General features: G+C 52.9%; 23 protein-coding genes. 15 read left to right on the plus strand and 8 right to left on the minus strand.

Annotated features, from left to right (window positions below; all coding sequences use genetic code 11):
- Positions 1 to 2 precede the first annotated feature (2 nt).
- Positions 3 to 419, plus strand: a complete 417-nt coding sequence (locus QU595_RS12780; protein ID WP_315922499.1) for a hypothetical protein — start codon at positions 3 to 5, stop codon at positions 417 to 419.
- Here QU595_RS12780 and QU595_RS12785 read toward each other — a convergent pair.
- Positions 379 to 1,035, minus strand: a complete 657-nt coding sequence (locus QU595_RS12785; protein ID WP_315922501.1) for a hypothetical protein — start codon at positions 1,033 to 1,035, stop codon at positions 379 to 381. The two genes, QU595_RS12780 and QU595_RS12785, sit on opposite strands and share 41 nt — an antisense overlap.
- Before the next feature lie 150 nt (positions 1,036 to 1,185).
- Between QU595_RS12785 and QU595_RS12790 the strand changes: the two genes are divergently transcribed.
- Genes QU595_RS12790 through QU595_RS12800 form a run of 3 tightly spaced genes read left to right on the plus strand, consistent with a single transcriptional unit; the run spans position 1,186 to position 3,478 of the window.
- A complete protein-coding gene (locus QU595_RS12790) occupies positions 1,186 to 1,803 on the plus strand; it encodes a thymidine kinase (RefSeq protein ID WP_315922503.1) in 618 nt (205 codons plus the stop codon).
- Positions 1,804 to 1,862: 59 nt separating this feature from the next.
- Positions 1,863 to 2,780: a DUF7007 domain-containing protein gene (locus QU595_RS12795; RefSeq protein ID WP_315922505.1), complete on the plus strand. Its 918-nt coding sequence runs from the start codon at positions 1,863 to 1,865 to the stop codon at positions 2,778 to 2,780.
- On the plus strand, positions 2,777 to 3,478 hold the full coding sequence (locus QU595_RS12800; protein WP_315922507.1) for a hypothetical protein: 702 nt from the start codon (positions 2,777 to 2,779) through the stop codon (positions 3,476 to 3,478). Before QU595_RS12795 ends, QU595_RS12800 begins: the two co-directional genes overlap by 4 nt.
- A gap of 8 nt (positions 3,479 to 3,486) precedes the next feature.
- Here QU595_RS12800 and QU595_RS12805 read toward each other — a convergent pair whose 3' ends face one another.
- The 3 genes from QU595_RS12805 to QU595_RS12815 are packed head-to-tail and all read right to left on the minus strand — an operon-like array spanning position 3,487 to position 5,256.
- A complete protein-coding gene (locus QU595_RS12805) occupies positions 3,487 to 4,482 on the minus strand; it encodes a hypothetical protein (protein ID WP_315922509.1) in 996 nt (331 codons plus the stop codon).
- A gap of 8 nt (positions 4,483 to 4,490) precedes the next feature.
- Positions 4,491 to 4,913, minus strand: a complete 423-nt coding sequence (locus QU595_RS12810; protein ID WP_315922511.1) for a hypothetical protein — start codon at positions 4,911 to 4,913, stop codon at positions 4,491 to 4,493.
- Positions 4,897 to 5,256 (minus strand): hypothetical protein, encoded by a 360-nt coding sequence (locus tag QU595_RS12815; RefSeq protein ID WP_315922513.1) that lies wholly within the window; start codon positions 5,254 to 5,256, stop codon positions 4,897 to 4,899. The genes QU595_RS12810 and QU595_RS12815 overlap by 17 nt, the downstream gene beginning before the upstream one ends.
- Positions 5,257 to 5,432: 176 nt before the next feature.
- On the opposite strand from QU595_RS12815, the gene QU595_RS12820 reads away from it, so the two are divergent.
- Together QU595_RS12820 and QU595_RS12825 are read left to right on the plus strand one after the other, a co-directional pair.
- A complete protein-coding gene (locus QU595_RS12820; protein ID WP_315922515.1) occupies positions 5,433 to 6,554 on the plus strand; it encodes a hypothetical protein in 1,122 nt (373 codons plus the stop codon).
- A 51-nt stretch (positions 6,555 to 6,605) separates the two neighbouring features.
- Positions 6,606 to 7,355 (plus strand): RNase H family protein, encoded by a 750-nt coding sequence (locus QU595_RS12825; RefSeq protein WP_315922517.1) that lies wholly within the window; start codon positions 6,606 to 6,608, stop codon positions 7,353 to 7,355.
- Positions 7,356 to 7,382: 27 nt separating this feature from the next.
- On the opposite strand, the gene QU595_RS12830 is transcribed toward QU595_RS12825, so the two are convergent.
- Positions 7,383 to 9,278, minus strand: coding sequence for a hypothetical protein (locus QU595_RS12830; RefSeq protein ID WP_315922519.1), 1,896 nt, complete (start codon positions 9,276 to 9,278; stop codon positions 7,383 to 7,385).
- 442 nt (positions 9,279 to 9,720) lie between these two features.
- Here QU595_RS12830 and QU595_RS12835 point away from each other — a divergent pair, with 442 nt between their 5' ends.
- The 3 genes from QU595_RS12835 to QU595_RS12845 all read left to right on the plus strand — a co-directional run bounded on the left by QU595_RS12835 (position 9,721) and on the right by QU595_RS12845 (position 15,413).
- Positions 9,721 to 11,142, plus strand: coding sequence for a Wadjet anti-phage system protein JetA family protein (locus tag QU595_RS12835; protein ID WP_315922520.1), 1,422 nt, complete (start codon positions 9,721 to 9,723; stop codon positions 11,140 to 11,142).
- Positions 11,126 to 11,878: a DUF4194 domain-containing protein gene (locus tag QU595_RS12840; protein WP_315922522.1), complete on the plus strand. Its 753-nt coding sequence runs from the start codon at positions 11,126 to 11,128 to the stop codon at positions 11,876 to 11,878. Before QU595_RS12835 ends, QU595_RS12840 begins: the two co-directional genes overlap by 17 nt.
- A gap of 64 nt (positions 11,879 to 11,942) precedes the next feature.
- A complete protein-coding gene (locus tag QU595_RS12845) occupies positions 11,943 to 15,413 on the plus strand; it encodes an SbcC/MukB-like Walker B domain-containing protein (RefSeq protein WP_315922524.1) in 3,471 nt (1,156 codons plus the stop codon).
- A gap of 49 nt (positions 15,414 to 15,462) precedes the next feature.
- On the opposite strand, the gene QU595_RS12850 is transcribed toward QU595_RS12845, so the two are convergent.
- Complete coding sequence (locus QU595_RS12850; RefSeq protein ID WP_315922526.1) at positions 15,463 to 16,059, minus strand: hypothetical protein; 597 nt, start codon at positions 16,057 to 16,059, stop codon at positions 15,463 to 15,465.
- Between the two features lie 270 nt (positions 16,060 to 16,329).
- On the opposite strand from QU595_RS12850, the gene QU595_RS12855 reads away from it, so the two are divergent.
- The gene (locus QU595_RS12855) at positions 16,330 to 17,385 is read left to right on the plus strand and encodes an AI-2E family transporter (RefSeq protein WP_410000507.1); all 1,056 of its coding nucleotides are present in this window, start codon (positions 16,330 to 16,332) and stop codon (positions 17,383 to 17,385) included.
- Positions 17,386 to 17,550: 165 nt separating this feature from the next.
- On the opposite strand, the gene QU595_RS12860 is transcribed toward QU595_RS12855, so the two are convergent.
- Positions 17,551 to 18,555, minus strand: coding sequence for a hypothetical protein (locus QU595_RS12860; protein ID WP_315922530.1), 1,005 nt, complete (start codon positions 18,553 to 18,555; stop codon positions 17,551 to 17,553).
- 116 nt (positions 18,556 to 18,671) lie between these two features.
- Here QU595_RS12860 and QU595_RS12865 point away from each other — a divergent pair, with 116 nt between their 5' ends.
- Together QU595_RS12865 and QU595_RS12870 are read left to right on the plus strand one after the other, a co-directional pair.
- On the plus strand, positions 18,672 to 19,361 hold the full coding sequence (locus QU595_RS12865) for a hypothetical protein (protein WP_315922532.1): 690 nt from the start codon (positions 18,672 to 18,674) through the stop codon (positions 19,359 to 19,361).
- 49 nt (positions 19,362 to 19,410) lie between these two features.
- Positions 19,411 to 20,337 carry a nucleotidyl transferase AbiEii/AbiGii toxin family protein gene (locus tag QU595_RS12870; protein ID WP_315922534.1) on the plus strand — a complete coding sequence of 309 codons (927 nt, stop codon included), beginning with the start codon at positions 19,411 to 19,413 and terminating at the stop codon, positions 20,335 to 20,337.
- Between the two features lie 28 nt (positions 20,338 to 20,365).
- Here QU595_RS12870 and QU595_RS12875 read toward each other — a convergent pair whose 3' ends face one another.
- Entirely contained in the window at positions 20,366 to 20,929 is a 564-nt protein-coding gene (locus QU595_RS12875; protein WP_315922536.1) for a hypothetical protein, read from the minus strand.
- Positions 20,930 to 21,129: 200 nt separating this feature from the next.
- Between QU595_RS12875 and QU595_RS12880 the strand changes: the two genes are divergently transcribed.
- From QU595_RS12880 to tyrS, 3 genes are all read left to right on the plus strand, one after another.
- Positions 21,130 to 21,684, plus strand: coding sequence for a hypothetical protein (locus QU595_RS12880; protein WP_315922538.1), 555 nt, complete (start codon positions 21,130 to 21,132; stop codon positions 21,682 to 21,684).
- 58 nt (positions 21,685 to 21,742) lie between these two features.
- Positions 21,743 to 22,264, plus strand: a complete 522-nt coding sequence (locus QU595_RS12885) for a PH domain-containing protein (RefSeq protein WP_315922540.1) — start codon at positions 21,743 to 21,745, stop codon at positions 22,262 to 22,264.
- A gap of 214 nt (positions 22,265 to 22,478) precedes the next feature.
- Entirely contained in the window at positions 22,479 to 23,702 is a 1,224-nt protein-coding gene (gene tyrS / locus QU595_RS12890) for a tyrosine--tRNA ligase (RefSeq protein WP_315922542.1), read from the plus strand.
- Positions 23,703 to 23,718: the final 16 nt, after the last annotated feature.

Here is a 23,718-nt window from a genome sequence, read left to right on the forward strand (position 1 = left end):
ACATGGACGGCGCTGAATGGGAAGAACGCATCGAAGCCATCCACGAAGAGTTCTACGAGCAGATCGTAACGACTGCTGAATGCGGACCTTTCGACGGCGGATGTGTTGTCACAGCACAGGCATTACGAAAGGTCATCGGTGGCGACATTGTCGTGCTCGTGAGACCAGATGACAGGGCTGATCACGCCGTCGTCCTGAAAGACGACCAACTGTGGGATTTCGACGGTCCACTGCCTCCCGATGCCTTCATCCAGCGCTTCAATGCCACGGAACTATCCGGCATGCCGTTCCAATGTGTCAGCTATCGTCCAATACGTGAAACCGATCTCGACAAGGCCTATAGAGGCGACGAGCTGGTGGAAAAACTGGAAGCCCTGTTCAGACAGGCGTTGGAGCCTCAGATAGCTCCTGCTCCTTAGCCATGTCGAAGTTGGGAACGGTCGCCCTCATGACCCGAACACGGACGCTGGAATTTCCTTGCCCCTCAAAGGGGTCAACGGTCGCAATGTGCCCGAATTGGGTTCCACGCGGCAGCAGGATCTCAACCTCCCTACGAACGACGCCCAATGTGCGTTCATCGTCTCCTTCGCCCCAAACATAGCTGGGAAGCGCGATCCGAGAGCCTGCCGGAAGCACGATGGCGGCAATTGCCCCGCTTCCACGACTTCTAAACTGACGGGCCTGCCTCTCGACCAGGCTCGTAGAGGTATATGCCGGATTAGGCTCTCCATTCGGAGACGTCTCGCCGCCGCGCCATAGAAGGATGTCCTTCTTGAAGGCCCAGACGAAGGCATCATCCAGCGACCGAACCCAATCAGAATGAGACTGATCACCCGACAGCAGAGCACGGTTCAAAGCCTTTCCGTCTTCCTGGCCTGCAAACTCACTGACAGAGTATCGACGAAGTGCCGTGCGCGATTCATCAGACAGATCGGCAACGGGACTAATCAGACGTGCGGCCGCCTTGCCGTTGGCTACAGGCAAGCCGATTGCTTCAATGACCGCATCCTTATAACTCGCGTTCGCCCAACCCATACCGACACTCCAAATTAGTGCTTCATATGAACACGAAGGCCTGAAAAATCAAAATATTCACGTCAATTTGGTGACGCGAAATTATTCGTATTGAAGAAATATCTGTTTCCCACAAAATAGATTGAATCGAAAAATCAGGGACGAACATCAATGGCGAAATTCCACTTCTTTTATGCCGTCATGAATGCGGGCAAGAGCACCGCGCTCCTGCAGGCCAACCATAATTATACGGTAAATGGCAGCCGCACCTTGCTCTTCACGAGTTCCATCGATAATCGCGCTGGTGTCGGCAAGATTTCATCGCGCCTCGGTCTCTCAGAAGACGCTACCGCGCTATCTGAAAAAGATGATATTTTCGAGATCGTGAAGAGAGAGCACCGCAAGAATCCTGTGCAGGCTGTTCTGATGGACGAAATTCAGTTCATGACGGCAGAACATATTTATCAGGCATCCGAAATCGTCGACCGCCTGAATATTCCTGTCATGGCCTACGGCCTCAAGAACAACAGTCAGGGCGAGCTGTTCAGCAAATCGGTTGCTACCATTCTGGCACTGGCTGACAAGCTGGCGGAGCAGAAGCAAACCTGCCATTGCGGAAGCAAGGCAAACATGATCCTGCGATATAACCCAGATGGCACCATCGTGAAGTCCGGCCCTGTCGTGGAAGTAGGTGCCGAAAACCGCTATGTCTCGGTTTGCCGCAAGCACTATAAGGACGGCAATATCGGTCCTTACGCTGCCTCTCGCCTGTCGAAGAAGGTGGCCTAGGGTAATTTGGTTCTTGCAGGCCTGTTCCATAGGATGATTGAAAGCGACAGGAGATATTCATGACGACCGAAGTCACTTACGGAACGACCGCAGATGGAATTACAGCTGCAAGGGTAGGCAAGTCCACATATTGCATGAAACCAGGAAGAAGCGGTGAATTCTTCATCGCCATGGCCGACAGCTTCGGGAAGGAACGCGATATTTCTACAATGTCTGAGCGAGATTTTTATTCTCATCTCGGCAACGTCAAAGACTTGGACGCATTCAAAGCTGAGATGGCAGATATTGCGGCCCACATGGATGAAAAGAAAGCGTTGGGCCGGACAGAGATCAGCAGCTCGACGTCAACACCGTGGGGCAAGTCCCAAGGAGCAACCGTTTATGCCGAGGGTGGCATCTACAAACATTCCACTGCTGGCCATGGCGGGATGAAGGTCTACGCAAAACTCAACAAACTCATTCCAGAACCATATCGCAACAACGACGGTTGGTATGAGGAAGACGGGGAATACAACAAAGTTGTCGTTTCTCTTCCGCAGTTCTTCACCAAAAGAGAAATCAGACTTGCGACCGCAGCAATCATCAATGGATATCCTGACGAATACGAAAAGGTGACGGGCAATAAGATTCTTCCTGGCCAGTCTCGGAAACGCGATGAGCAGCTTTTCCATGCGGCGCATGCCAACGACTGGGTCGGTATCTCTGCTGGAAGCTTCGAAGACGAGGATGGAAACAAGCTGACGGCAGTCACTGCCTCCAGAGGCGGCGAACGCTCTCGATATGAGGACGGCCGACTAATCACCGTTGACACCAAGGTATTCGTTGTCCCGCGTGAAGAATATTCGAACGGATGGCAGCCTTTTGGGTTCGTGATCGACGAAAGCAAGCATCCGGAATTCGTTGAGAAACAGCCGAAGGACGAGCCGCGCGAGGCAAGCGAGGAAGAGCTGGATCATCTGTTTGGAAGGAAGCGATGAACGATTACTCACCGAAGGCCATTCTCGAAGTTGCCGCAGAATCCGATCTCTTCGGTGAGGACAGCCCCTGCCCGATCCTCCTTGAAGACGGCGAGTTGCCAGACGTTTGGGTGATCTCAGGCGAAAACGCTGGCGGCAAGAGCATTCTTTGCAAAGCCATCCAGGGCAAGCTCCAGGCGATTGCCAAGAGAGACAAGCAGCGTTTTGTCGCCATGCGCGTCGGCATGGATATGCGGACGGACTCCGGTATCGTGCGAGGCATGATGTTCGGTAGCGAGCAAGACGACTCTACGGGAAACAATTCCGTGCATACTGCTCTCACAGGCCTGAAGAATGCCCGCGAACGCAACGAGCTGCACTGGTTGATCCTGGACGAACCGGACATCGGCCTCGGTGCGGGCTATCGCAAGGCGCTCGGCGAAGTCTTCGCTGATTTCGCCAAGAACCTGCCCGAGAAGACCCTCGGCTTCATGGTCGTGACGCATTCACCTGAAATCGCTGGTCCGTTGATCGAAGCTGGCGCATCCAGCATTCGCGTCGGCCCAGATCGCAGACCTGTTAGAGAGTGGCTGCGGGACGGCGACCTGCCCAAAACCTTCGAAGATCTTCAAAACCTGAAGCATGTGGCTCGGCAAATATGGCGTGAAATCGAAGACGTCACGCGCAATCGCGACAAGGCAGCTGCCCCGCGCCGCTGATTGAGAGGTCAATCCAGCCTGAACTGCAGATCATCGGTCACCACTTGCCAATAGTGATCCGTTTTGAACTCGATCCGCGTAACCTGGTCATAGTTGGCCTGGAAAAACACAGGGCCAAAACGAGATAGCTTGACGTCGTCTTGATAAGCCAGTTCGTCACCGCGCCAGGCTTTCACATGCACAATCTCGCCTTCAGCCTCCCGCCATGCGGATGTGAAGTGCCCACCGACAAAATCGAACGGCTTGTCGCGAGATACCGCCATTGGGTGCCCTGAACCGTTGTAGGCTATGAACTCTCCAGAGGTCGTCCCGTTGATATAGCCTTCCCCCTTGTAGAAGCGCTGATGAGAGACGACCCAGTTCTGCCAATTCAGGCCGTGATACCCATTGGGCATTTTCTTGATGCCGATGGACCCGATGATGTCGTCAAACCCAATCTTGGTCGTGGCCGTTGTTTCAGGCGATAAAGCGAGCTTCCCACTTCCTCTGACAAGCGGATGCGGCGATAGAGGGCCTGCCGATCCAGCACCTTCCCGAGAAATGCCAACAAGCGTCGGCACAGTCTTCGCCACCAGACCGCCTGGAGAACCGATCTTATCCTCGATCTCGATAGTCTGCAGCGCATTGCCCGTTGTCACCTTCCAGCCGGGAGGCGGTATAACCTCAAACGTGTATGTTCCAGGGAGCTTGATCTGCGGGGCTTCTTGAGTGGATGATGCGGTAAAATTGGCAAAGCCATCAATATTTGTGGGCACAAGCATGCCCGAACCATCTTCTGATTTCAACGAGACATAGACGTCGACTACAGGCGTATCACCAAGACCATAGTTTCCGTCACCTGTGATGTCGTTAAAGACAAACGAGGAGATATGAACTTCGCCTTCAAGCGCCTTGTTGAAATCCCGAACCCGATAAATCTCGTCACGAACATCACTCGAATTAGCCGATACGGGTGAGGCCAAAATCGCTGCCACCGACGCAATAAGAATACTCTTGACTCTCATGATCTCTCCTATTCGTTCACACAATTCAAAACAAAATACATTCGTTCGATGGGACCATAATGCGGCAGCATCTTATGCACGGCCGCAGTCAAATTACGTCGATACGCACCCCTGATTTTCAGGAAATTCTCTGGCCTGAATTTTCGGCTCCGGCCTATTGCATCAAGCATGCCGTCAGCCATGAAGTGCGGCGCAATCGTCAAAAGACCTTGAGACGTAGCGACTGTAATTGGTTCAGGCCAGTCACCCCGTAGCTTACGCAAAAAATGCGTACATGCTTCTTGATCAATTGAAAGCAATTTCAGTAAATCGTCAAAAACATGCCATGGCATATCGGGCTGGTGCGTCTGCAGATAGACCGGAGAGGCAAAATACCTAATCCGACCATCGAATATTTCTTCCTGGTGGATCGGTTCAATGAGCTTCGTCATCTGCATATCTTTTAAATTCGTCATCAGCAGCTTCAAGAACCGCTTCGATATTTTCGTTAATGCCGCATTCTTTGCATTGATCCCACAGCAGGCCAATGCCCTCCGCTTCCCAGTCCCCAGCCATTAAGAAAGCGCAGTACCCACTCTCTTGCTCATCCTTGTCCGGGTTTGAAGCCCAATACGGACAAATCTCGGTTTCAAAATATGGAGTTCCATCCGCACAGTATTTCCAACCAGATTTACGGCTGTAACAGTAGAGTCCGGCAGGAATTACGCTCTCGTCACGATTAAGTTCCTCAGCGCGTTTATTGGCGGCTTCAATGGTTCGAATGTTCGCAGTCATTTTTGCTCCTGTGATGGTTTATTTTCAGCGAAAAATTGCGAGTGGTCAATTCGAGCCTCAAGGCTACGCGGGACTGATATGACCCAATTGCGCCAAGAAAAAACGGAAATAATATGAATTTTTGATTTGCGATCTGTTCGCTTAAATTGTAGGAGATGATCAACTAGGAGAAAACCGTGAGCCATATCGCAGAAAAGTTTCAAAAAGCGCATTCGGATTTTTTGAAATCCCTTGGCCTCAAGGCTGTGTTCACCAAAGCTGAAGATGGGTCAGTGGATCACTCGATGGAATTTATCGATGACCATGGCCAAAAATCCGTGGTGTCTGTTCAACTGCGATCTAGCACTTCACTGAGTGGAGCTTCAGTCAGCTTTTGGCACGTCGAGAAAACAGAACTTGAAGACGGCTGGGAATTCCAGACTATAAATGCTCTTGAGGACGTCGATACTGAAGCTACCCTTATCTTAAATATCAAGAAGGCTCTTAAAGAGCATGGCCACGAGTTCGAACCCGACACGGTCAAGTCTCAAAAACTCCTCACTCATCCGCTTTTCATCGAGGCATATAAGCGTGCCAAGGCCGTCCTGCCTGACGCGTCATTCCAACCAATGCGCACGGCCGAAGGTAAAGAAGGCTTTAGCATCCACCTGAATGACGGCAACACCGTTTTGGTTGATGTTGATAATGGCGAATTCAATGTTACGTTCGACGGAAACAGGACCAAATTTGACAATTATCGCAGCAGCGGTGCTGACAAGCTTGCTGGCTTCCTTGAGCAGGTTTCAAACGCTAACCAACTCGAACAAAGCAGGGCAGCACTGGACGCTGAGGTTGATAAGTGGCTTCCATCTGAAGATTGCAAGTGGTCGGCGACATCTGCCACGGGAACTTACCTCGAAAAATACGCCTTGGGAATTGATCCTGACGACGGTGAAGTCTCCATCATTCGCGCCTTTAAGAACCTTGATGGTGATGCGGTCGCTAGCGTTGACCTGAGAATGGGATTCAATGATTTCGCTGGCGAAATCAACGACGAAAAATTCAAGATGGCTTCAATGCCTCCGCGCTTGGAAAATGCTGTTAGGGCTGCCCTGAAAGGCGAGGCTGTTGAGTTCGTCTGGGCAACCCATTTCGAGAACGATGGCGCATTCGTGGCGCGCACTGCGAAGGTCAATCGCGCTGAGCACGTCGTTGCTGGCACCATCGAGTTCGACGGAAAGACTCCGAAGGTCGTAATCGGCCTGAATGAGCCAACGGACAGTCTTCGCCCAGAGCATGTAGCCAAACCAAGGCTGTAACCGGAACCTGGGCAGGGTCACCTGCCCTCAACTCCTTGAGGCAAGTCATTGATGACAGAGCGCCCAAATATCGAGAATATTATCAAGGTCTATACCGACGCGTCGCACGACCGGATTTCCTCCGGCATGGGGTTCGTCATTCGAGCCAATGGCTTTCTCATCATGCAAGGAATGCCTGTCGACGAAGTTACGACTTCCAAAGATGGCGAGCTATCGGCCGCCTTCCACGGTCTGTTTCAGGCTATCCGGCTTGGCAAGAAGGGGTCTCGTGTCATTCTGAAGACCGACTTCCTGCCGCTGGCCGATTTTGGGAGCAATACGCTCATGAAGTCGGACGACTACAAGGACATGATCGATCCAGTCCTTGAAATGGCTGCAGAGCGCGGCGTTGATGTCGAAATCCAGCATATTCGCGGCCATGGCGGCGGGGAAGAAAACTACGAAAACGATGATGCGTGGTTCAACGGGATTGCACATTGTCTAGCTGGCATCGCGCGATCCGGCAGTGATTTTTCACACGTCATGGAAGAGGGGCCAAATATCCGTGATGAGGTTGAAGCCCTTCATTGGCGGCTGAACCCATATAAGGAAGGCCTTCGTCGGACCTCTCTCGATATCGAAGAGACCGCAAAGGAACTCGGGATCAGGAAGGAATTCGTGCAGGCGCTGGTGGCAAACGGGCATGTGCACTTCAACACCGAGACGCTGCGCATTCCGCTTTATTCAGTTCGTGCGATCAAACAACAGATCGACAGCCTCAAACAGGCTGAAGATGGACAAAACCATGTTCCTTCTTTGTGAGAGGGGCTGCGAAAGTCTGCTCCCCCATCACTCGAATGAGTAATTTTGGAACGTAAGCCCGCCATCAGTAGAACCGTACCTATCGAGAGATGTCGCAGACCAGCCCAGGTCAGATGTGTTCCAACCAGGCCTGTCGCTATATCCGAAATTCACATCGTAAATCCCGAATAAAACGTCACGATACTGAACGCTAGCGGGCAAATTATCTGTTTTAGGCAATTGCGGGGACAGTCTTGCAACCAGTGCCATTGGGGTGCCACCTTCGTCGTAAAAAGCAGTGCTCACGCCACTCAAATAAACCGTTCCGCGAGGCGTCGCAGCTATTCCGTAGGCCCGATCCGTAAGCACATTGCCAAAACGACGTGCTCGCATTATTTGTCCAGAAGGGGACAACTGAACAAAAACGGCTTCGTGATCGCTAGATCGACCCACGGTAGCTTCACCTGCGATATAGACGCTACCGTCACCAACCGAAACGATATGGTGCCCGATATCCTGCCCCGGATTCATGCCAATTCTCTTGTACCAAAGCGGATTGCCGCTTGTTGTGAATTTGACCGCAAGAATGTCCATGTCGCCTGCGTGGCTCGTGTAACCTGTCCCGTAGAGCGCACCGTCACTTCCAATTGTCAGGCTGCTGATATATTCCATCAACGGGCCGCCAAAAGTGCGCGCCCAGATTTTCTGGCCGTTCTCATCAAGCTTCGCTAGCAATACGTCGCCTTGGCCGTTGCCCCCATTATAGGTCATGCCGCCTACATAAATCCCTCCCGAACCGTCTATGGTAACGGCTCTCGCGTCATTACCCATGCCACCAAAATTCCTGGACCAGAGAACCACGCCATTGGCCGACATTTTGGCGATGGAGTAGTTAGAACCGACCACGACGACACTTCCGTCATCACCAACGGCAATTGACTGGCCGTCTCCAGAGGAAGTGATCGCCCTGAGCCATTCGCGAGTTCCAAATTGGGAATATTTTGCGATCAGGAAGCGACGTCCTGAACCGCCGTCATCAATGACAGTGCCAGACAAATAGATCGAACCGTTTTTTGCAACAAGCCCGAATGCTTGTGCGCTCAGTGGCATTTCAATGGTCCTGATCCACTCGACGATACCTTCGTCGTCGACCTTCGCGATAAATGTCTTTGTCGGACTGGAGTTAATGGTGCCGGAAATGAATGCCTCTCCATTCGGTCCAAGAGCCATCTGTTGGGCTTGCAGACTACCTCCCCTGAGATAGGTAAACCAGTTTGTCCCCCTGATCACGTCTACCTTGAGATCCACGTATTCCTTCCGACCGTCTCGATCAGAGACCTCAATCGAGAGGTCCCATACGCCCTCCTCCGCAAGACCCGTTAGTTCCCCCTTGTCCTCACTCAGATGAAGCCATGCGGGGGGCTGAGTATCGTGGTCTTTGTTCCACTTGAAGGAATAGCTTCCAGCCCCTCCAGACACCTCGATCTTTTTGTCGATAGTCGCATCTGGGAACTGGAGAATGTCAGGTATCTTTTGAACCTGCAGGGGGTCGCTGGCCACAACGATCAGGCTGATCTCCTTGGTGACCACACCATCGGAGGCGACAAAGACAGCCTCCCCGTGAGGCCCAGCAGCGGGAGGAGTTCCAACAATGACGCCCGTATTTGCATTAATGGACAACCAGCTCGGACCTGCTGACATCATATATCGGACAGGACCAGCCGGAATGCCTTCTGCAATTGCTGTCGCCGTCCAGATTTGCCCAACAGTGAATGGACCTCGTCCATCTATTCGCATCGAGAAAACCGGAATTGGTTGTTCCGTCAGAACTCCAGCACCACCATGGAGATAGCGGAAAATATACGCAGTCCTTGCTTCAGCCATATTGATCAAACAAAGCTGAAGTATTGCCATCAAACTGACTGTAAGCCACGATTTTCCCATTCCCCTCCCCCGAAGGCACATACCTTAGAATATTATGGCGGAGAACCACCGGCTGAAGGCTATTGCCTTTCAGGCCGACTCCATTTATGCAAGATTGCCTAATCACCTTAAAAAACGGGGGCTAAATTCCATTTCCGACTTGGCGCACAAACGTCTTTGACGTAAGAGACCAAGGTTGCATGCTTGGGTTTGATCATGAAGCGAGCCTGCTCCCGCAGTTTGCTCGTCGTGTGAATCAGGTGCTCCGATGACTGTGAAAGAACTGATCGAGAAGTTGAAGAAGCTTCCACCGACCAGCACAGTTTATTTTCGGAACGGAGAATATCTGGAATATAAAACTCCAGTGCGTAAGGTGATGTATCAGGAGAAGTCTGTGCACGGGTCAGGCACCAACACCGTGACGATATCGTAAAATTGTCTGAGGCGAACAGAAATCAAATAAATGGCATTGTTCGACGTCCTACCGTCCGATCTGTTTAAGCCGCTGGCGTCGCCTTCACGAAGGTTCTATGCCGATCTCCTTTTGAACCTGCATGAGAAGACTTTTTCGCTGGCCGCTGAGGCCCCGAGAAGGGCGCAAGTCATTCAGGAAATTGGAGATTTTCTCACTCGCTGGGAATACAGCAACCATGAAACTGTGGATCAGGAAGAGGAGCGGGCGACCGCGCTCGAAGATCGTGCGCGCACTATTTATCAGCGATTAGTCGACACTGGCTGGATGATCGAGCACAAGGATCGGTACATCCGTCTGGTCGATCTCGATCCTGATGCAAGCGGCTTGCTCCACGTGCTTGCCGGAATCGAAAGAGGTGATACGCGCACTTATGGCGGTGCAGTGATCGCAGTTTTGACCTCCTTGGAAAGTGCTGCCAGCCATCCAGCCGAGCGTTCTGAAAATATTCGCAACGCGTTGCGTGGTGCTCGCGACTTCATGGCGCATATGCGCATGGTTTCAGTGTCACTGCGAAAAGTTGAGGAGCGTATTGTCCGTCAGGATAACCTTCGCGATATTTTCCGTCATTTTTTCGAAGACTTCGTGCAGCGTCATTTGATTGCTGACTTCAAGACGTTGCACACCAAAAATAATCCATTTCGGTTCAGAGGCACGATCATTCATCAAGCACAGAAGATGTTGAATGATCCCCTGCTCTTGTTTGCGCTCGGCGAAGCCTATTGGCGTGAAGGCCGAGCGCAGAACACTGTGCAGGGAGAACTCACGGTTTCGGCCGACCTGAGCAATATTATTGCTATTTTCGAGGGAACCGAGAGCCATCTGGCGGCAATCGACAACACGGCCGCCAGCATCGAGAAACGCATAATGACGACGGCCCGATACATGGACCGCGTCGGACGTTCTGCGGAAGCGCGCATCATTGAGACGATGAAAGCGCTCACAAAAATGCCTCAAAGTGCAGAGGAGAAGCTCCTTCAGGCACCTTTTTTGCCCACATATCTGCCTGTCGGGCCAGCTCACATTCCGACGCCGCGTCGCGAAAAGCCTCCCATCGAAATTTCAGGCCTTCGCGAGAACAAGAAAGATCCTGCCCTTGAGCTGTTCATTGCGGCCAAGGCTGACTACACGAAGCGCACACGCGTTACGCCGCAGCGGCTAGCGGAATTCATTCAGAAGGCGATTGGCGACCAAGTCTCAATCAAAGGCTCAGAGATCAAAATCAACACAGTTGATGATTTCGTGTGTTTTCAGAGATTACGTGAAATACGGTCCATATTCGACGGCCACATTGCCAAGAAGTATGAACTCGAATTTCTTGAAACAAGACTACATAACGACTGGATCGAGTGTCAGGACTTCGTGATCAAGTCAAAAAAATCTGCAAAGGCTCTGCATGTCGACAGTAATTGAAGAGTTTGAACAAATCGTCGACGGGGAGTGGAAGCTTGGCTCGATTGCTGGCAAGCGCCCTTCCAGAGAAGAAATGGTGCGTTGCACTCAAGCGCTGATCACCCGCCAGTGCATTTACTCTTCCTCTCCTGGTCTTGGCCGCACGTATGAACTCATTCGTGCCTATTCGTCCTATTTCGAGGCATATTTTGCCTGCATGGGCTATCGCCTCATCGTTTCGCCCCGTGACCAGATGGTTTCCTTGTCAGTTCCACAGGAACAGGCGCGCTATGACGCTGCATATCAGCGCCTCAGCAAGGAGCAGACAGTCGTTCTGCTCGCGCTACGCCTGATGTGGGAAGAAGGCGTGAATAATCAGGACGTTCAGGAAGGCGGCATTGTAGAGACGACAACGGGTGATTTGATCGACCGGATCAAGAGCGTCACTCAGGCAGCGCCACCTGATGAACGCCCCCTGCTCGATATCCTGCGGTTTTTCCAGCGTTATGGCGTTGTGCGCGTCGGTGAGCGTGATCGTGTTGAGCGCGTGTCACCTTTGATGATTCTGCCTGGTGTGAATGTCGTCGCGCCCGACAGCTTCATTGAGGACCTGAAGCTCTGGCTTGCAAACCCAGAAATCAAAGACCAAAAGCCTTCTCAATTGAAGGTAGAAGAGTCAAAGCCAGAACTAGTTATCAGTGTTGATCAATCTGATGACATGCCAGATGTCGACCTAAGCAGCTTCAACGAAGGCTAGTGATCGCTTTTCGCTTCACGTGAAGCGCATTTCATCTATCTCCAAATTCTAAAGGAGCCGACTTATGCATATTCTTACCCGCATTTGTCTGCAGAATTGGTATCTGATCGATGCAAAAGACATCGAAATCGATGGCGCAACAGCTCTGGTCGGCCCAACTGGTGCTGGTAAGTCGTCCATTCAGGACGCCATCCAGACCATCATCACCGGAGCGAACCAGAATCGCCTGAACTTGAACCCTAGCGCCAGCGGCCGCTCTGCTCGTTCGGTTCTGGAATACTGCCTCGGCCTCACCAAAGATCCAGCAGAAGGCGGAAAGCCTTTACGTTCGAGCTGCGAGACAGTTCTCGCCCTCGTTTTCCGTGATGAGGAAACCAAGGAACCTGTAACAATAGGCATTGCAATGTCGGCGCGCGAAGGCGATTCACGGGAAGACGTGCTGTCTCGTTTCATCGTTCCTGGTCACGCCTATTCAGTCGAGAACGCCAAGCGTCGCATCGGCGCACGCGAAACACTGGCTCCATGGACCGAGATTGCGGCCAACATGCGCAAGAACCATCCTCAGATGGAAGAGTACCGCACGTCGGCAGAGAAGTTCACGAATGACGTGCTGAAAGTCATGCGTGGCGCTGGTCACACTCCCAATGTACGCCACTTCCTGCGGTCGTTTTCCAACGCGCTCGCATTCCGTCCAATTTTCGACCCCACCACGTTCGTCAGGGACTTTGTCCTGGAGCCAGACCCTCTGGACGTCGAGCGCGTTCGCACTTCGATCAACACATGGCAGGAACTCGAACGGATCATCGAAGATGTCGAAGCGCGTCTTCGCCGGATTACCCGCCTGTCAGAGCGCTTCCGCAACTGGGGTCGCGCCCGCATGCGCAGCGAGGCCGCTCGGTTCACCTCGGCAGTCGCCGAAACCCGCCGCACTGCTCACGATGTGCTGGCCCTGAAGGAAATCCTCTCTCGTAAGTCACAGGAACTCTCCACCGAGCGCTCCGCTCTCGCTACCCGCAGGCAATGGGTAAAGGAACTCGACGACGATATTCGTGCAAAGCGCTCGCTCGCCCAGGCAGGCGACGAAGCCGCAAGACTTCGGCAAATTGAAGTCGAAAGCAAGCTGGCCGAGCGCGATGCCAATGACGCCAAGGAACGCTACAAGAAGCTACGCGAAGCCCTGACTTCCATCGCGCAGCTGGTACCGATCAAGAACCTCATGACCCCGACACAAGCTCATGCGCTGGAGGCGGCCAAGGAAGCCACTCGCCTGATGCTGGATGGTTTTGACCCCGCCGAAGCCATGAAGGCCAAGGGCGGCCAGATTCAAGAGCTTGTCGACATCGTTCTTGGTATCGAGGGCCTTGAAGTCTTTCTGCACGAGAAGGCCGACTCCCTGATGGACGAGTTGCGCTCCATACAGGAGCAGGCTGAACGTCTCGAACAGATGTTGAGCCGCAGCGGTGGCGGCAACGCGATCCTGTCTCCGCAGGCAACCAAGTTGCTCGGCACCCTCGCGCGCAAGCATATGGACCCGATCCCCCTCTGCGATGTCGTTGATGTGTCCGACGAGAGTTGGCAATACGCGATTGAATCCCTGCTCGGTCGCGGACGCGAGGCCATTATCGTCGAGCCGGAGCGTCTGGACGAGGCGTTCAACGTCATGTGGCAAGACAGGGACGGCTATTCGGGCTGCACGCTGGTCAAAACCACGACCACCCACTCGATCTCGCTCCACACGCCGCCTGGAAGCATCCTTGAAGCGGTAACTACGGAGAACGAGCACGCGGCGGCGTTCCTTGCTGTCCGGATTGGCTCCTTCCGCAAAGCCGAAACCGAAGCGGACCTCACACACCTGGACAGAGGGGTCATGCGCAACGGCAAAACTTCATCGGGAATGGGACTGTCCGTCCAACGTAACCTGCGTGAACTCGTACTCGGGCGCAATGCCCGCGAGAAAACAAGCGAAGCGTTACGTAACGATCTGACTCCTATCCGCGAGAGGCTGCACGAACTCCGAACCACGACGAAATTGCTTCGCGAGGCATCGCGAATCATCCCGATTGCCATCGACATCATCAAGAACGGTCAGTCTCCTTTCGATCTCGAACACTCTCTCAATGCGGCCAAGCAGAGGCTGACAGCGCTCCATCAGAGCAAGTCGTCGATTGGCAATGCCGAGGCCAAGGAACTTCTCGAAGACATCGAGGCGATGGAGCGCGACCGCGAACTCTATCAGGCCGAGATTTCCCAAGAGATCGAACCGAACGTCGAGCGCCTTCAAGGCGAAGTCGCCTCTGCTCGCGCGAAGCTCGATCATGCGCAGGAACAAATCCGCACTGCAATCAAGCAGCGCAAGAAGTCATGGGCGAATCTCAACAGTCCAGAAATCCAGCGTATCCCCGAATTCGATCCCGAAATCGACGAGCCGAACGCCATTGGCACGCTGAAACGCATCCGTGCCGACATCCGCCGTGGCGAGGAAGACCGGAAGGACCCGAAGTCCTGGCTGGCTTCAATGCGCAACGACCACAAGGCCATCGCGGAGAATACCGAAGCCGAGGTTCGCAGGGAGCAGGCAGGCGCAATCCGCGAAATGGCGGAGTATTCGGCCAATTGGGAGACCGAAGTTCCGAAGATCGACCCCGACAACATGACCATCGGATATGCGTGGGTCATGGGCGAGCAATCCCGCCTTCAGAACAACGAGCTGCGAAAGCACCGCGAGGCCTGTACCCAGGCGGCCGATGAAATGCGGCGGATGCTCAAGGAAGACCTGCTCACTCGTCTGGCCGAAAAGCTCAACAAGGTCCATCAGCGTATGGACACCCTGAACAGCTTCCTGTCTCGTCACAGGTTCACCGGACAGACCTATTCATTCGAATCCGAGGTCAATCAGCGCTTTGCCTTAATGCACGATCTGGCGATGAAGATCGGTGGCCAGACAAATGATGACCCCGTTGCGCTTGACGACGAAGAGATCGCCAATGCGGTCGTTGAACTCGAAGGCATGATCGAAGGAGCCGAGGACGCAAACACGCTGGCTGACTACCGTCAGTATTTCGTCTTCGAGATCATCATGACCGACGCGGCAGGCGGACGAACGACACTATCAACGCGGGCGGTCAAAGGCTCCGGTGGTGAGGCGCAAGCACCATTCTACGTTGCCATCGCGGCCTCCCTCGCCAGCGCCTACTTCCCCGGTCACAACGGGCATGCCAGACCTACTGGTATGGGTCTCGCACTGTTTGACGAAGCCTTTAACAAGTTGGACGTTCCGAACACCCAGGCCTTGCTGACCTTCTTCAAGGACATGGGCTTGCAGCTCATGATCGCTGGACCTGAGGACAAGCGAGCGACCTTCACGGAGGTTCTCGACACGATTGTCCTGGTCAACAAATCACTGGACGGCACATCCGTCTACATCGATGCGGAGTACCCTGGGCAGAAGGCAAGGGAAGCCCTCGGAGAAATCAATCCCGACCACAAGGGCGTCGATTACTTCAAAGAGACAGCGGCAGCAGCGGCCGCTCAATAGGCTGATAGCCAATCTTCGACGAAGACAAGGGCGGCGGTAGTGCCGTCCTTCACAGCCGGAATGATGGCCCAAAGGTCGCGTTCACCCAATCTTGGAATTCTGAAATCGGCACGTCAAAACCGACAATGACTTCGCCTTCCGAATTCGCATAAGCGGCGATCAGGCGCGTCTCATCGTCCCCATCGACCTTTGCGCGCAGCAGGTAGCTGGCATCCTTCATATTAGCCTCGCGGAACAGGTACTTCACGCCGTCGCCAAAAGCATCGATGATGTGTTCATCGGTAGCACCCATGCGCCTTTCAAGGACATCGATCACCCGTTCTCCTTCTGAGTTCCGAGCTGGCACATAGCGCGCACAGGCGACCTCAACAGGCAGTCTGGAGCGAATGCGAACCTGCAACCGTTCGTCAGTCGGATACGCCAGCCAAGCAGTACCGAGAACAAGATCATGGCCGTCGCAGGTCGCAACAACGGCGATCAAATCCATACGAGGCATGCCAAGCTCGCTCGTCTGACTGAAAACGATCTGCCCTTCTTCGTTCAGCGCGTCATAGATAGCCTTCTCGAAACGATCCTTGAGATCGAAATCTCTGCCAGAGATAGGAACCGTTTTTGATCCCGAATTATTCTGCACGTCGCCCATCATGTTACCCCCTGCTCTCTTCTGAGAATTATCCGCTACTCTCAACGCAAACAACAACTAAATCGCCACGGACGAATTATTGGCGACGCTTCCGATCTTCCTGCCGACGCAGCGCTGGGAAAGCGATTGATTGCTCAAACAAATTCCTAGTGATTTCGCAAAACAGTTTTAATGGAAAAATATTTGAGCGACAATTAACCCATCAATCAAACGATGGGGCACATCGTGGCAGCAAATTCTCGTTTGCAGGAATACATCATCAGTCCAATTTCAATGGCGCGCTGGTTGCTCGTCCTCGTTGTAGCAGCCGGAATTTATTTTTTTTACGGGTTTATCGTTCCTGTCTTGGCCGCACTGGTAATAGGCTTTGCGAGCTGGCCACTTTACGAGAAATTTCTCACTTTTATTGGCAGTCGTCGAACGCTTGGCGCATCGATTGCAATAGCCTTCATTGTGGCCTTCATCGTCGGCCCGATATCAATGGCTCTCAGCTATGCAATTGCCGAATTCGGAATATGGGTGAAGTGGCTCGTCAAGGTGAACAAGGTCGGTGCCGAAACGCCCGCTTGGATAGCAAATCTCCCGTCCATCGGCCCCAATTTGAGCGAGCTATGGACACAGCATCTTGGACAACCTGGCGCTTTCAATGAGCTAGGAGCAGTCTTCGGGTCGAACATCGGCAATATCTCAAAGACCGTTCTAGCTGCTGGCGGCACTGCTTTCAGCTTGGCGCTTTCGCTCCTGTTCATGCTGATCACCCTATTCTTCGTCTATCGAAACGGCGCATCCATTGCGACACAGGTGAACAAGGTCGGAGAATTCGTATTGCCGGGGAAATGGGAGCGTTTCTCGGGCGTCGTACCTGCCACGATCAGCTCGACGGTCACTGGAATGACTGTAATCGCCATCGGAGAAGGCATCGTGCTTGGTATCGCCTATTGGCTGGCTGGAGCACCCTCACCGATCACTCTAGGCGTCCTGACGGCCTTTATGGCACTCATACCAGGCGGCGCTCCCCTCTCATTCACGTTGGTCTCCATGTACCTCGTCGGCAGCGGCGCTCCCATGGCTGGCACGGCGCTATTTGTCTGGGGCGCGGTGGAACTCTTCATCGTCGACAAGACGCTGCGCCCGAAACTCGTCGGAGGACCAATCAAGTTGCCGTTCCTGCCAACTTTCTTCGGCCTGATCGGCGGCGTGAAGACCATGGGCTTCCTCGGGCTTTTCCTCGGCCCCGTTCTTATGGCGCTTTTGGTCGCGATATGGCGCGAGTGGGTCCGAGAAATTGAAATTGAGCAGAACGAAACAACCATGAAAGAAGGCGAATAATGGGAAGTGATGCAATCCCAATTAATCCATAATGCTAACAACCAAGCCGCACGCTAACACACTCGATGTTAGTATGCGGTCGGACGTTCGTTAATTATTTTAGGGAATAAAGTTCAGGTTTGATGCCGAAATTACTGCATTCGGCCCCATCCGAGATGAGTAGGATCACCGAGCGGATACAGCCACTCGGCAACGCTGCAAAAAGCCCGTCGAAAAAGTGACCTTTGGCTTAGCGCCCTTGAAATCGACCGAGTAGGTAAAGAGTTCAACGCCGTGTTGCTGCAGTGCTTGCTTCATAGGCTCAGACACCTCGGCCAGGTCTGGCACGAGCAAGATCGGCATCATGTCGGATGGTAAGCCAATCAGATGAGGGTAAAGCGCTAGCTGACCGACAGCTGTGTAGAGGTCGTATGGCGTGATACCTGTCTTGATTTCGATGAGCAGATTGGCGTCCTGGATGAGGCCATCGACTTCGAAACCGTTTAATCCCATCTTCTCCAGGCGTTTCCCCAGTTTCTTTTTCAGCGCTTCCCATACAAAACCATGAAGCGCCAGGACCTCCCGACTGCCTACCACGTAATTTGCCGTATACGTTTTGCCCTTCTCACCAAGGCCTAGCGAGAACGACCCAGCTAATTTGTTCTCAGCGAGAGCGACATTGGAATATCGTGCTATGGCACAGGCTGTCACGAATTCCACGGTCTGCGAAGCGATCTCATCAGGCGTAAGAGAGAGATTCGCAACCTTGAACCATTTCCTCCACAAGGACCGTTGTCCATCGACCTTGACTTCAACCGGAGAGAGTTTGGTCAGCTGTTCAAAGTTGTCTATGATTGCTGCAGATACGTTGTTTGAATTTAAGCGGCCATCCCGCAAGAGCAACAACGAACCATCACGATCTCGTCCAAGTATCGTATGAGGCCCTTTGTCCGCCTGCGCGGTTTTTGGGAGCGATATTTTGACAATGTTGTTAGCGGTGTCTGACCTGAGAGCAAACATCACTTGGTTCGTGATTTCACCGTTCTCTCCATGTCCGTGATTGTGAAATGTTATTGCCGTGTTCTCAATCCACCAAGACCGTTTAATTCTGGTGCTGCATTCTTGAAGCGCATTGACCCAAGCAAAATAAGCTTCGTTGGCCTCAGTTTGGTCTGATAAAATTTCAATCATCTATAGGGCCTCGCACTCACCAACTAAGCACCGGATGTCATTACACTTGGTGGCTTGCCTATGGCAATGTTACTTTTTGAGGTGTAAAACGATTATACTCCGCAGAAAGTAACACCATGGCATCAGTTTCCAAACTCGAACAGATCGTTGGCCATCTCGATGACCAGCGCCTTTACGACCTAGGCGAGCTTGAAACCATGGGTATATCAAAGATGGCAGTGCGACGTCTTACAGAGCGGGGCCTGCTCACCTCCCCTGTTCGCGGCATCTACATTCGTCCAGACTTCGAACCGCACATTCTCGATGACCACCTGCTCGTCGCCAAGCGCGCTCCGAACGTGATCTTCAACCTGTACTCGGCCGCACGTATCCACGACATCACGCAAGTCGAACCCAACGAGCTTTGGATAGGCCTTCCACCGTCTGACAAAAGGCCACCGCAAATGGGCGCTGACTTCTATCTTGAGTTCGAGACGCTATACTGGACACGATCAATCGACGTCGAAGTGGGTGTAGAAACCATCCAGCTTCGCGGCGTTCCGATGAAGCTTACCAATCCAGAGCGGACGGTCGTCGACATGTGGCGGTATTCACGCCACAACCCAAGCCTCAAGGACCAACACGAGCGCATTGTCGACGAACATGCCTTCCAGTGCCTCGGTGCCTATCTGCAGGCCAATGACGGAAAAACCGCTGCACTCGGATCGATGGCAATGCAGCTCGAAATGAGCGACATCGCCACAGAGAAGTTCATCAGCTTCGTACAGACTTACTCCAGCGGCTTTTCATTTCATCGCGTCTTCTGACGTTTGAGCCTTGCAGGCCTATCAGGTCTCATGGGTCGAGGAGATGCCCATGAAGAACCCGTCCGAAAGCCTGCTGGCGAAGCTCAAGAACACATCGAAATCCACCGGAGTGCCGATGGAGACGATGCTACGCAGGTATGCCTATGACCGCCTTATCAGCCTCATCAGCGAGAGCGCCGAACGGGACCAGTTCTGCCTCAAGGGCGGCATTCTCCTGAGCGCGCTGTTTGATGGCGACATGGCCCGCCCAACCGACGATCTGGACTTCAACGGTATGCAGGAAGGACGAAATATCGAAGACTTCGCCAACACCATCAAAGGTATCTGCAACAGCCATAGCGGTGAGGACGGGCTGGTTTTCGACACCGAGAACATAAAGACCATGCGGGACCGCGACGGGATCGTCCCAGGCGGCAAGATCATGATGCTGGCAATGATTGGAAAAACCCGCGTGCGGATGCTCATAGACATTGGCTACGGCAACGCGATCACACCACACGCAAAATTGATGGAAATCCCGACAGTCCTTCCATCTCTCATCAATCCCCCAATGATCGCCGTTTATCCGGCCGAGACGACCATCGCCGAGAAAATGCACGCCATGTACCGCCATGGCTCCGTAAACACACGCATCAAGGACTATTTCGATATCTGGCGGCTATCATCGCATTTTAGCTTCGAAGGCGCGGACCTGTCGGCAGCTGTCGCCAACACCTTCGCACAACACCGCGATCCGATCCCAGAGGAGTTCGACGGTCTGAGCGACAAATACGCCAGGTTGCCGATGATGCAGAAGCAATGGAAGGACTTCACTAAACTCTCGAAGCACGGAGCCGACATGGAATTCTCTGAGGTCGTCGAGAAAGTAAGAGAGTTCATCAGTCCGGTAATTGTGGCCGCTCGCGACGGAATGGCAGTCGGCGACTGGGAACCTGAACAGGGTTGGAATGCTCCGGTGAACGGAATGAGTATGTAAAAGGCGACGCCGGAACGCCGCCTCTCCACTATTTCCACCGTGTCTTCCGATAGTTCTTCCAGTTGTCGCCACGACGAGCATGAGGAATGTCGTCGTAGTAGCTGGGCAGCTTGGCACGGCGGCCGCGAATGCGAATGCCAAGATCGCTGCAGATATCGTCATCCTTGACCTCAAGATTCATACGGCGCTCCTGCGTCGTGCGAATATGGCGATCCCATGAACGACGAAGCCTAGGCTTGTTGATATTCGGAACAGGGAGACGGCGGAAGTGATCCTCCGAAACATGTTCCTTAGCCCATCTGCGAAATCTGGAACCTCGCTCTGCGCGGATTTCATCTGCTACCAGCTTCACAACAGCTGGAGAAATCAGATCGCCACAGCCATCGTAGAACCAGATTTTGCGGCGAGGCCCAAAGTAACCGCCATCATCGATGACATAAGGGGCATCTGCCGAAAAACTCAGATTGCGAGTACCCACGTTCCATACAGCCGAAGGCAAGTTCGGATATGTTCGCTTTTCCAAACACAAAAAGCCAGAAACGTGAACTGTGATCGGACCAACAATCGAAGCCCGAGGATTGTGATAGTGCATTTATGCCTCCATTAGGGGTTACCTAACGGAAGACGACTTTCTCATTTCGCATCTCGCGCTCCTTAATTTCTGCCATCCATTTCTGTCGGCTACCTTTTGCTAACAAATTTATTCACTAAATGGAAGACGTAAACCTTGTATGTTTGCTTTTTTCTTTCGCCGTCTGTTTTAATGGGATTTATGAATTTTCGGAGACTGCGATGCCCACTTTTATGAAGAACGACCGCGTGGAATTTAAAAACAAGGGCATAGTCATTTATGGGATAGTTCGCAAAGGCGGAGCCACCACATGTGAAGTCGTTCAAGACGGCGCAAAATCCTTATTCAAGGTGCCTGCAACCCTTCTCTCAATTTCGAATGAGCCGCTTCCAAACCTCCCAGAACATCCTATGGACGCCTGGGGGATCAAAAAATATGCGACTTCAAAATTTTCCAGTCGGGAAACGACGTGTTTCACAGCAGAAATCACGCATAACGGGAAAACGGTCATTCATGCACAGAATGATGGGAATGGCGGGTGCGACAGATATTACGCAACGAATGGCCAGTATGCGATTGTCGATCAGTTTGAGGCCGATGCGAAACAATGGCTTATCGATCACGGAATGCCAGAAGACCGCGCAATAGAAGCTGCTAACATCTGGATCAGCTGGAAAGTTGAGCGCGCTCCATACGCAGGCAGTGCTTTCGATTATGTCGAAGAATGGAAAGAGGCATTGGGAATCGAAGACGAAACCATCGAAATGAAAATGTAGCCCCAAGCCAATTATTCAACGATAATAGTTTTCAAAACAGCTTAATCGGAACGAAATAATGCTGCATGGAAACGAAAAGATTTATTGGCAGGCTGGTCCAAGCAAACTCGCCATCGTACTCGCCCCTCGAATTCTTATCGAGATCATTTTTGCGGCTGCTTTACTCCATCCTTTCATTTTGCGTGCGATGAGCACCTTCATTGCTGTCTTGCCCCTTCCACGTGAGATTCAAGATATTGCGCCATTTACGCCAGCCGGGTTAGTGGCTCTTATAGTTCTTTGGAGCTTCCTCCAGGAATCGACCAAGAAATTTATTCTGACCAGCGAACGCCTGATCATCCGCTATGGAGTAATGGTACGCACAGAAGATGAGGTCGAGCTTTATAGGGTGATTGACGCCGTCCATACCGTGAATGTCTTTCAGCGCCTGATCAACGTAGGCACCGTGAGTGTTACCTCCTCCGATAAGACTGGGACCGTCGTCATGAATTCAATTAATGCGCCATCAAAGGTCAGAAATGGTCTTCGCAAACTGGCCGAACGTTGCAAATCGAAACGCGGTGTACGAATTCTCGAATAATTCCGTTTGACAAAATTACCTGAGATTTTTATGGTGGTCTCATGTGCAAGATCGTGACCCACGCTTCTGTTTATTATTACGGCCCGCTCACCTAGCGGACAGCCGTCGATCTCACATGCATCGATGTCACCGCTAATCGGGACATCGATTTTGCGGTCTGACTCCCAATTAGCGGCTTCCAAACTACCAATTAGCCAACATGGGATTCAGAACAATGCTTACGGAAACGAGCGTCACACCTACATTCGCCTCCCCGTTCCTTCAGGACATGCAGGCACGCGGAATGGTCAATCAGTGCACGGACATCGTCAGTCTCGACAACAAGCTCGTGGCTGGCCCGATTACCGCATACGTCGGATTTGATGCGACGGCCGACAGCCTTCATGCTGGGCATCTGCTCTCGCTGATCACCATGCGCCGCCTTGCGCGCCATGGGCATCGTGTCATCGCACTCCTTGGAGGCGCAACCACACTCATCGGAGATCCGAGTTTCCGTACGGAAAGCAGACCTGTGCTGACCGAGGAGTCCGTATCGAGCAACATCGAAGGCATCCGTCGCAATATCGAAGCCGTGCTCGGTGAACATGCTGGCAACCTGATCGTCGTCGATAACAAGGACTGGCTCGGCGAAGTCGGCCTGATCTCGTTCATGCGGGACGTAGGGGCGCACTTCACGCTGGCACGCATGCTATCGATGGAATCCGTTAAGCGCCGTCTGGACGATGGGCTGACCATGCTGGAATTCAGCTACATGATGTTGCAGTCTGCCGACTTCATGGAGCTGGCCAGGCGACATGGTTGCGTCCTGCAGATGGGTGGATCGGATCAGTGGGGTAATATCGTCAACGGCATCGAGCTGGCACGCCGTAGCGACGGCAAGGAGCTGCTAGGGCTGACCACACCGTTGCTCACGACAGCCAACGGCCAGAAGATGGGTAAGACGGCCACTGGAGCCGTATGGCTCGCGGCCGAGAAGTTATCGCCGTTCGACTTCTGGCAGTTCTGGCGCAATGTCGACGATGCTGACGTGGGCAGACTCTTGCTGATGCTGACCGACTTCACTCCAGCGGAAGTCGAGGCTCTTTCCGCAGGTAAGGTCAACGACGCCAAGGTAGCACTTGCCAACGCGGTCACTGGGCTTGTCCATGGAGTGGAAGAGGCAAAAAAGTGCAACCAGCGCGCGTTGCGACTGTTCAACGGCGAACGACCGCAGGATGTCACAATCGTGCAGTCGCAAGACGGGGTCAGGGGCCTGATCTCGATCATGGTCGAGCTGGGTTTCTGCAACACCAACAACGAAGGACGGCGACTGGTTGATGGGAATGCCGTGAAGATCGATGGTGAGCCTGTCACGGATTGGAAAATCCAATTTTCTTCCGGTCAGGAATTCCTGATCACAAGCGGTAAGCGAAAGCGAAATTTCGTGAGAATTTCGTAGCCTCGGCGCTTTATTC

Source organism: Mesorhizobium sp. SP-1A, from assembly GCF_032460275.1.
In the GTDB taxonomy this organism is placed as follows: Bacteria; Pseudomonadota; Alphaproteobacteria; order Rhizobiales; family Rhizobiaceae; genus Mesorhizobium.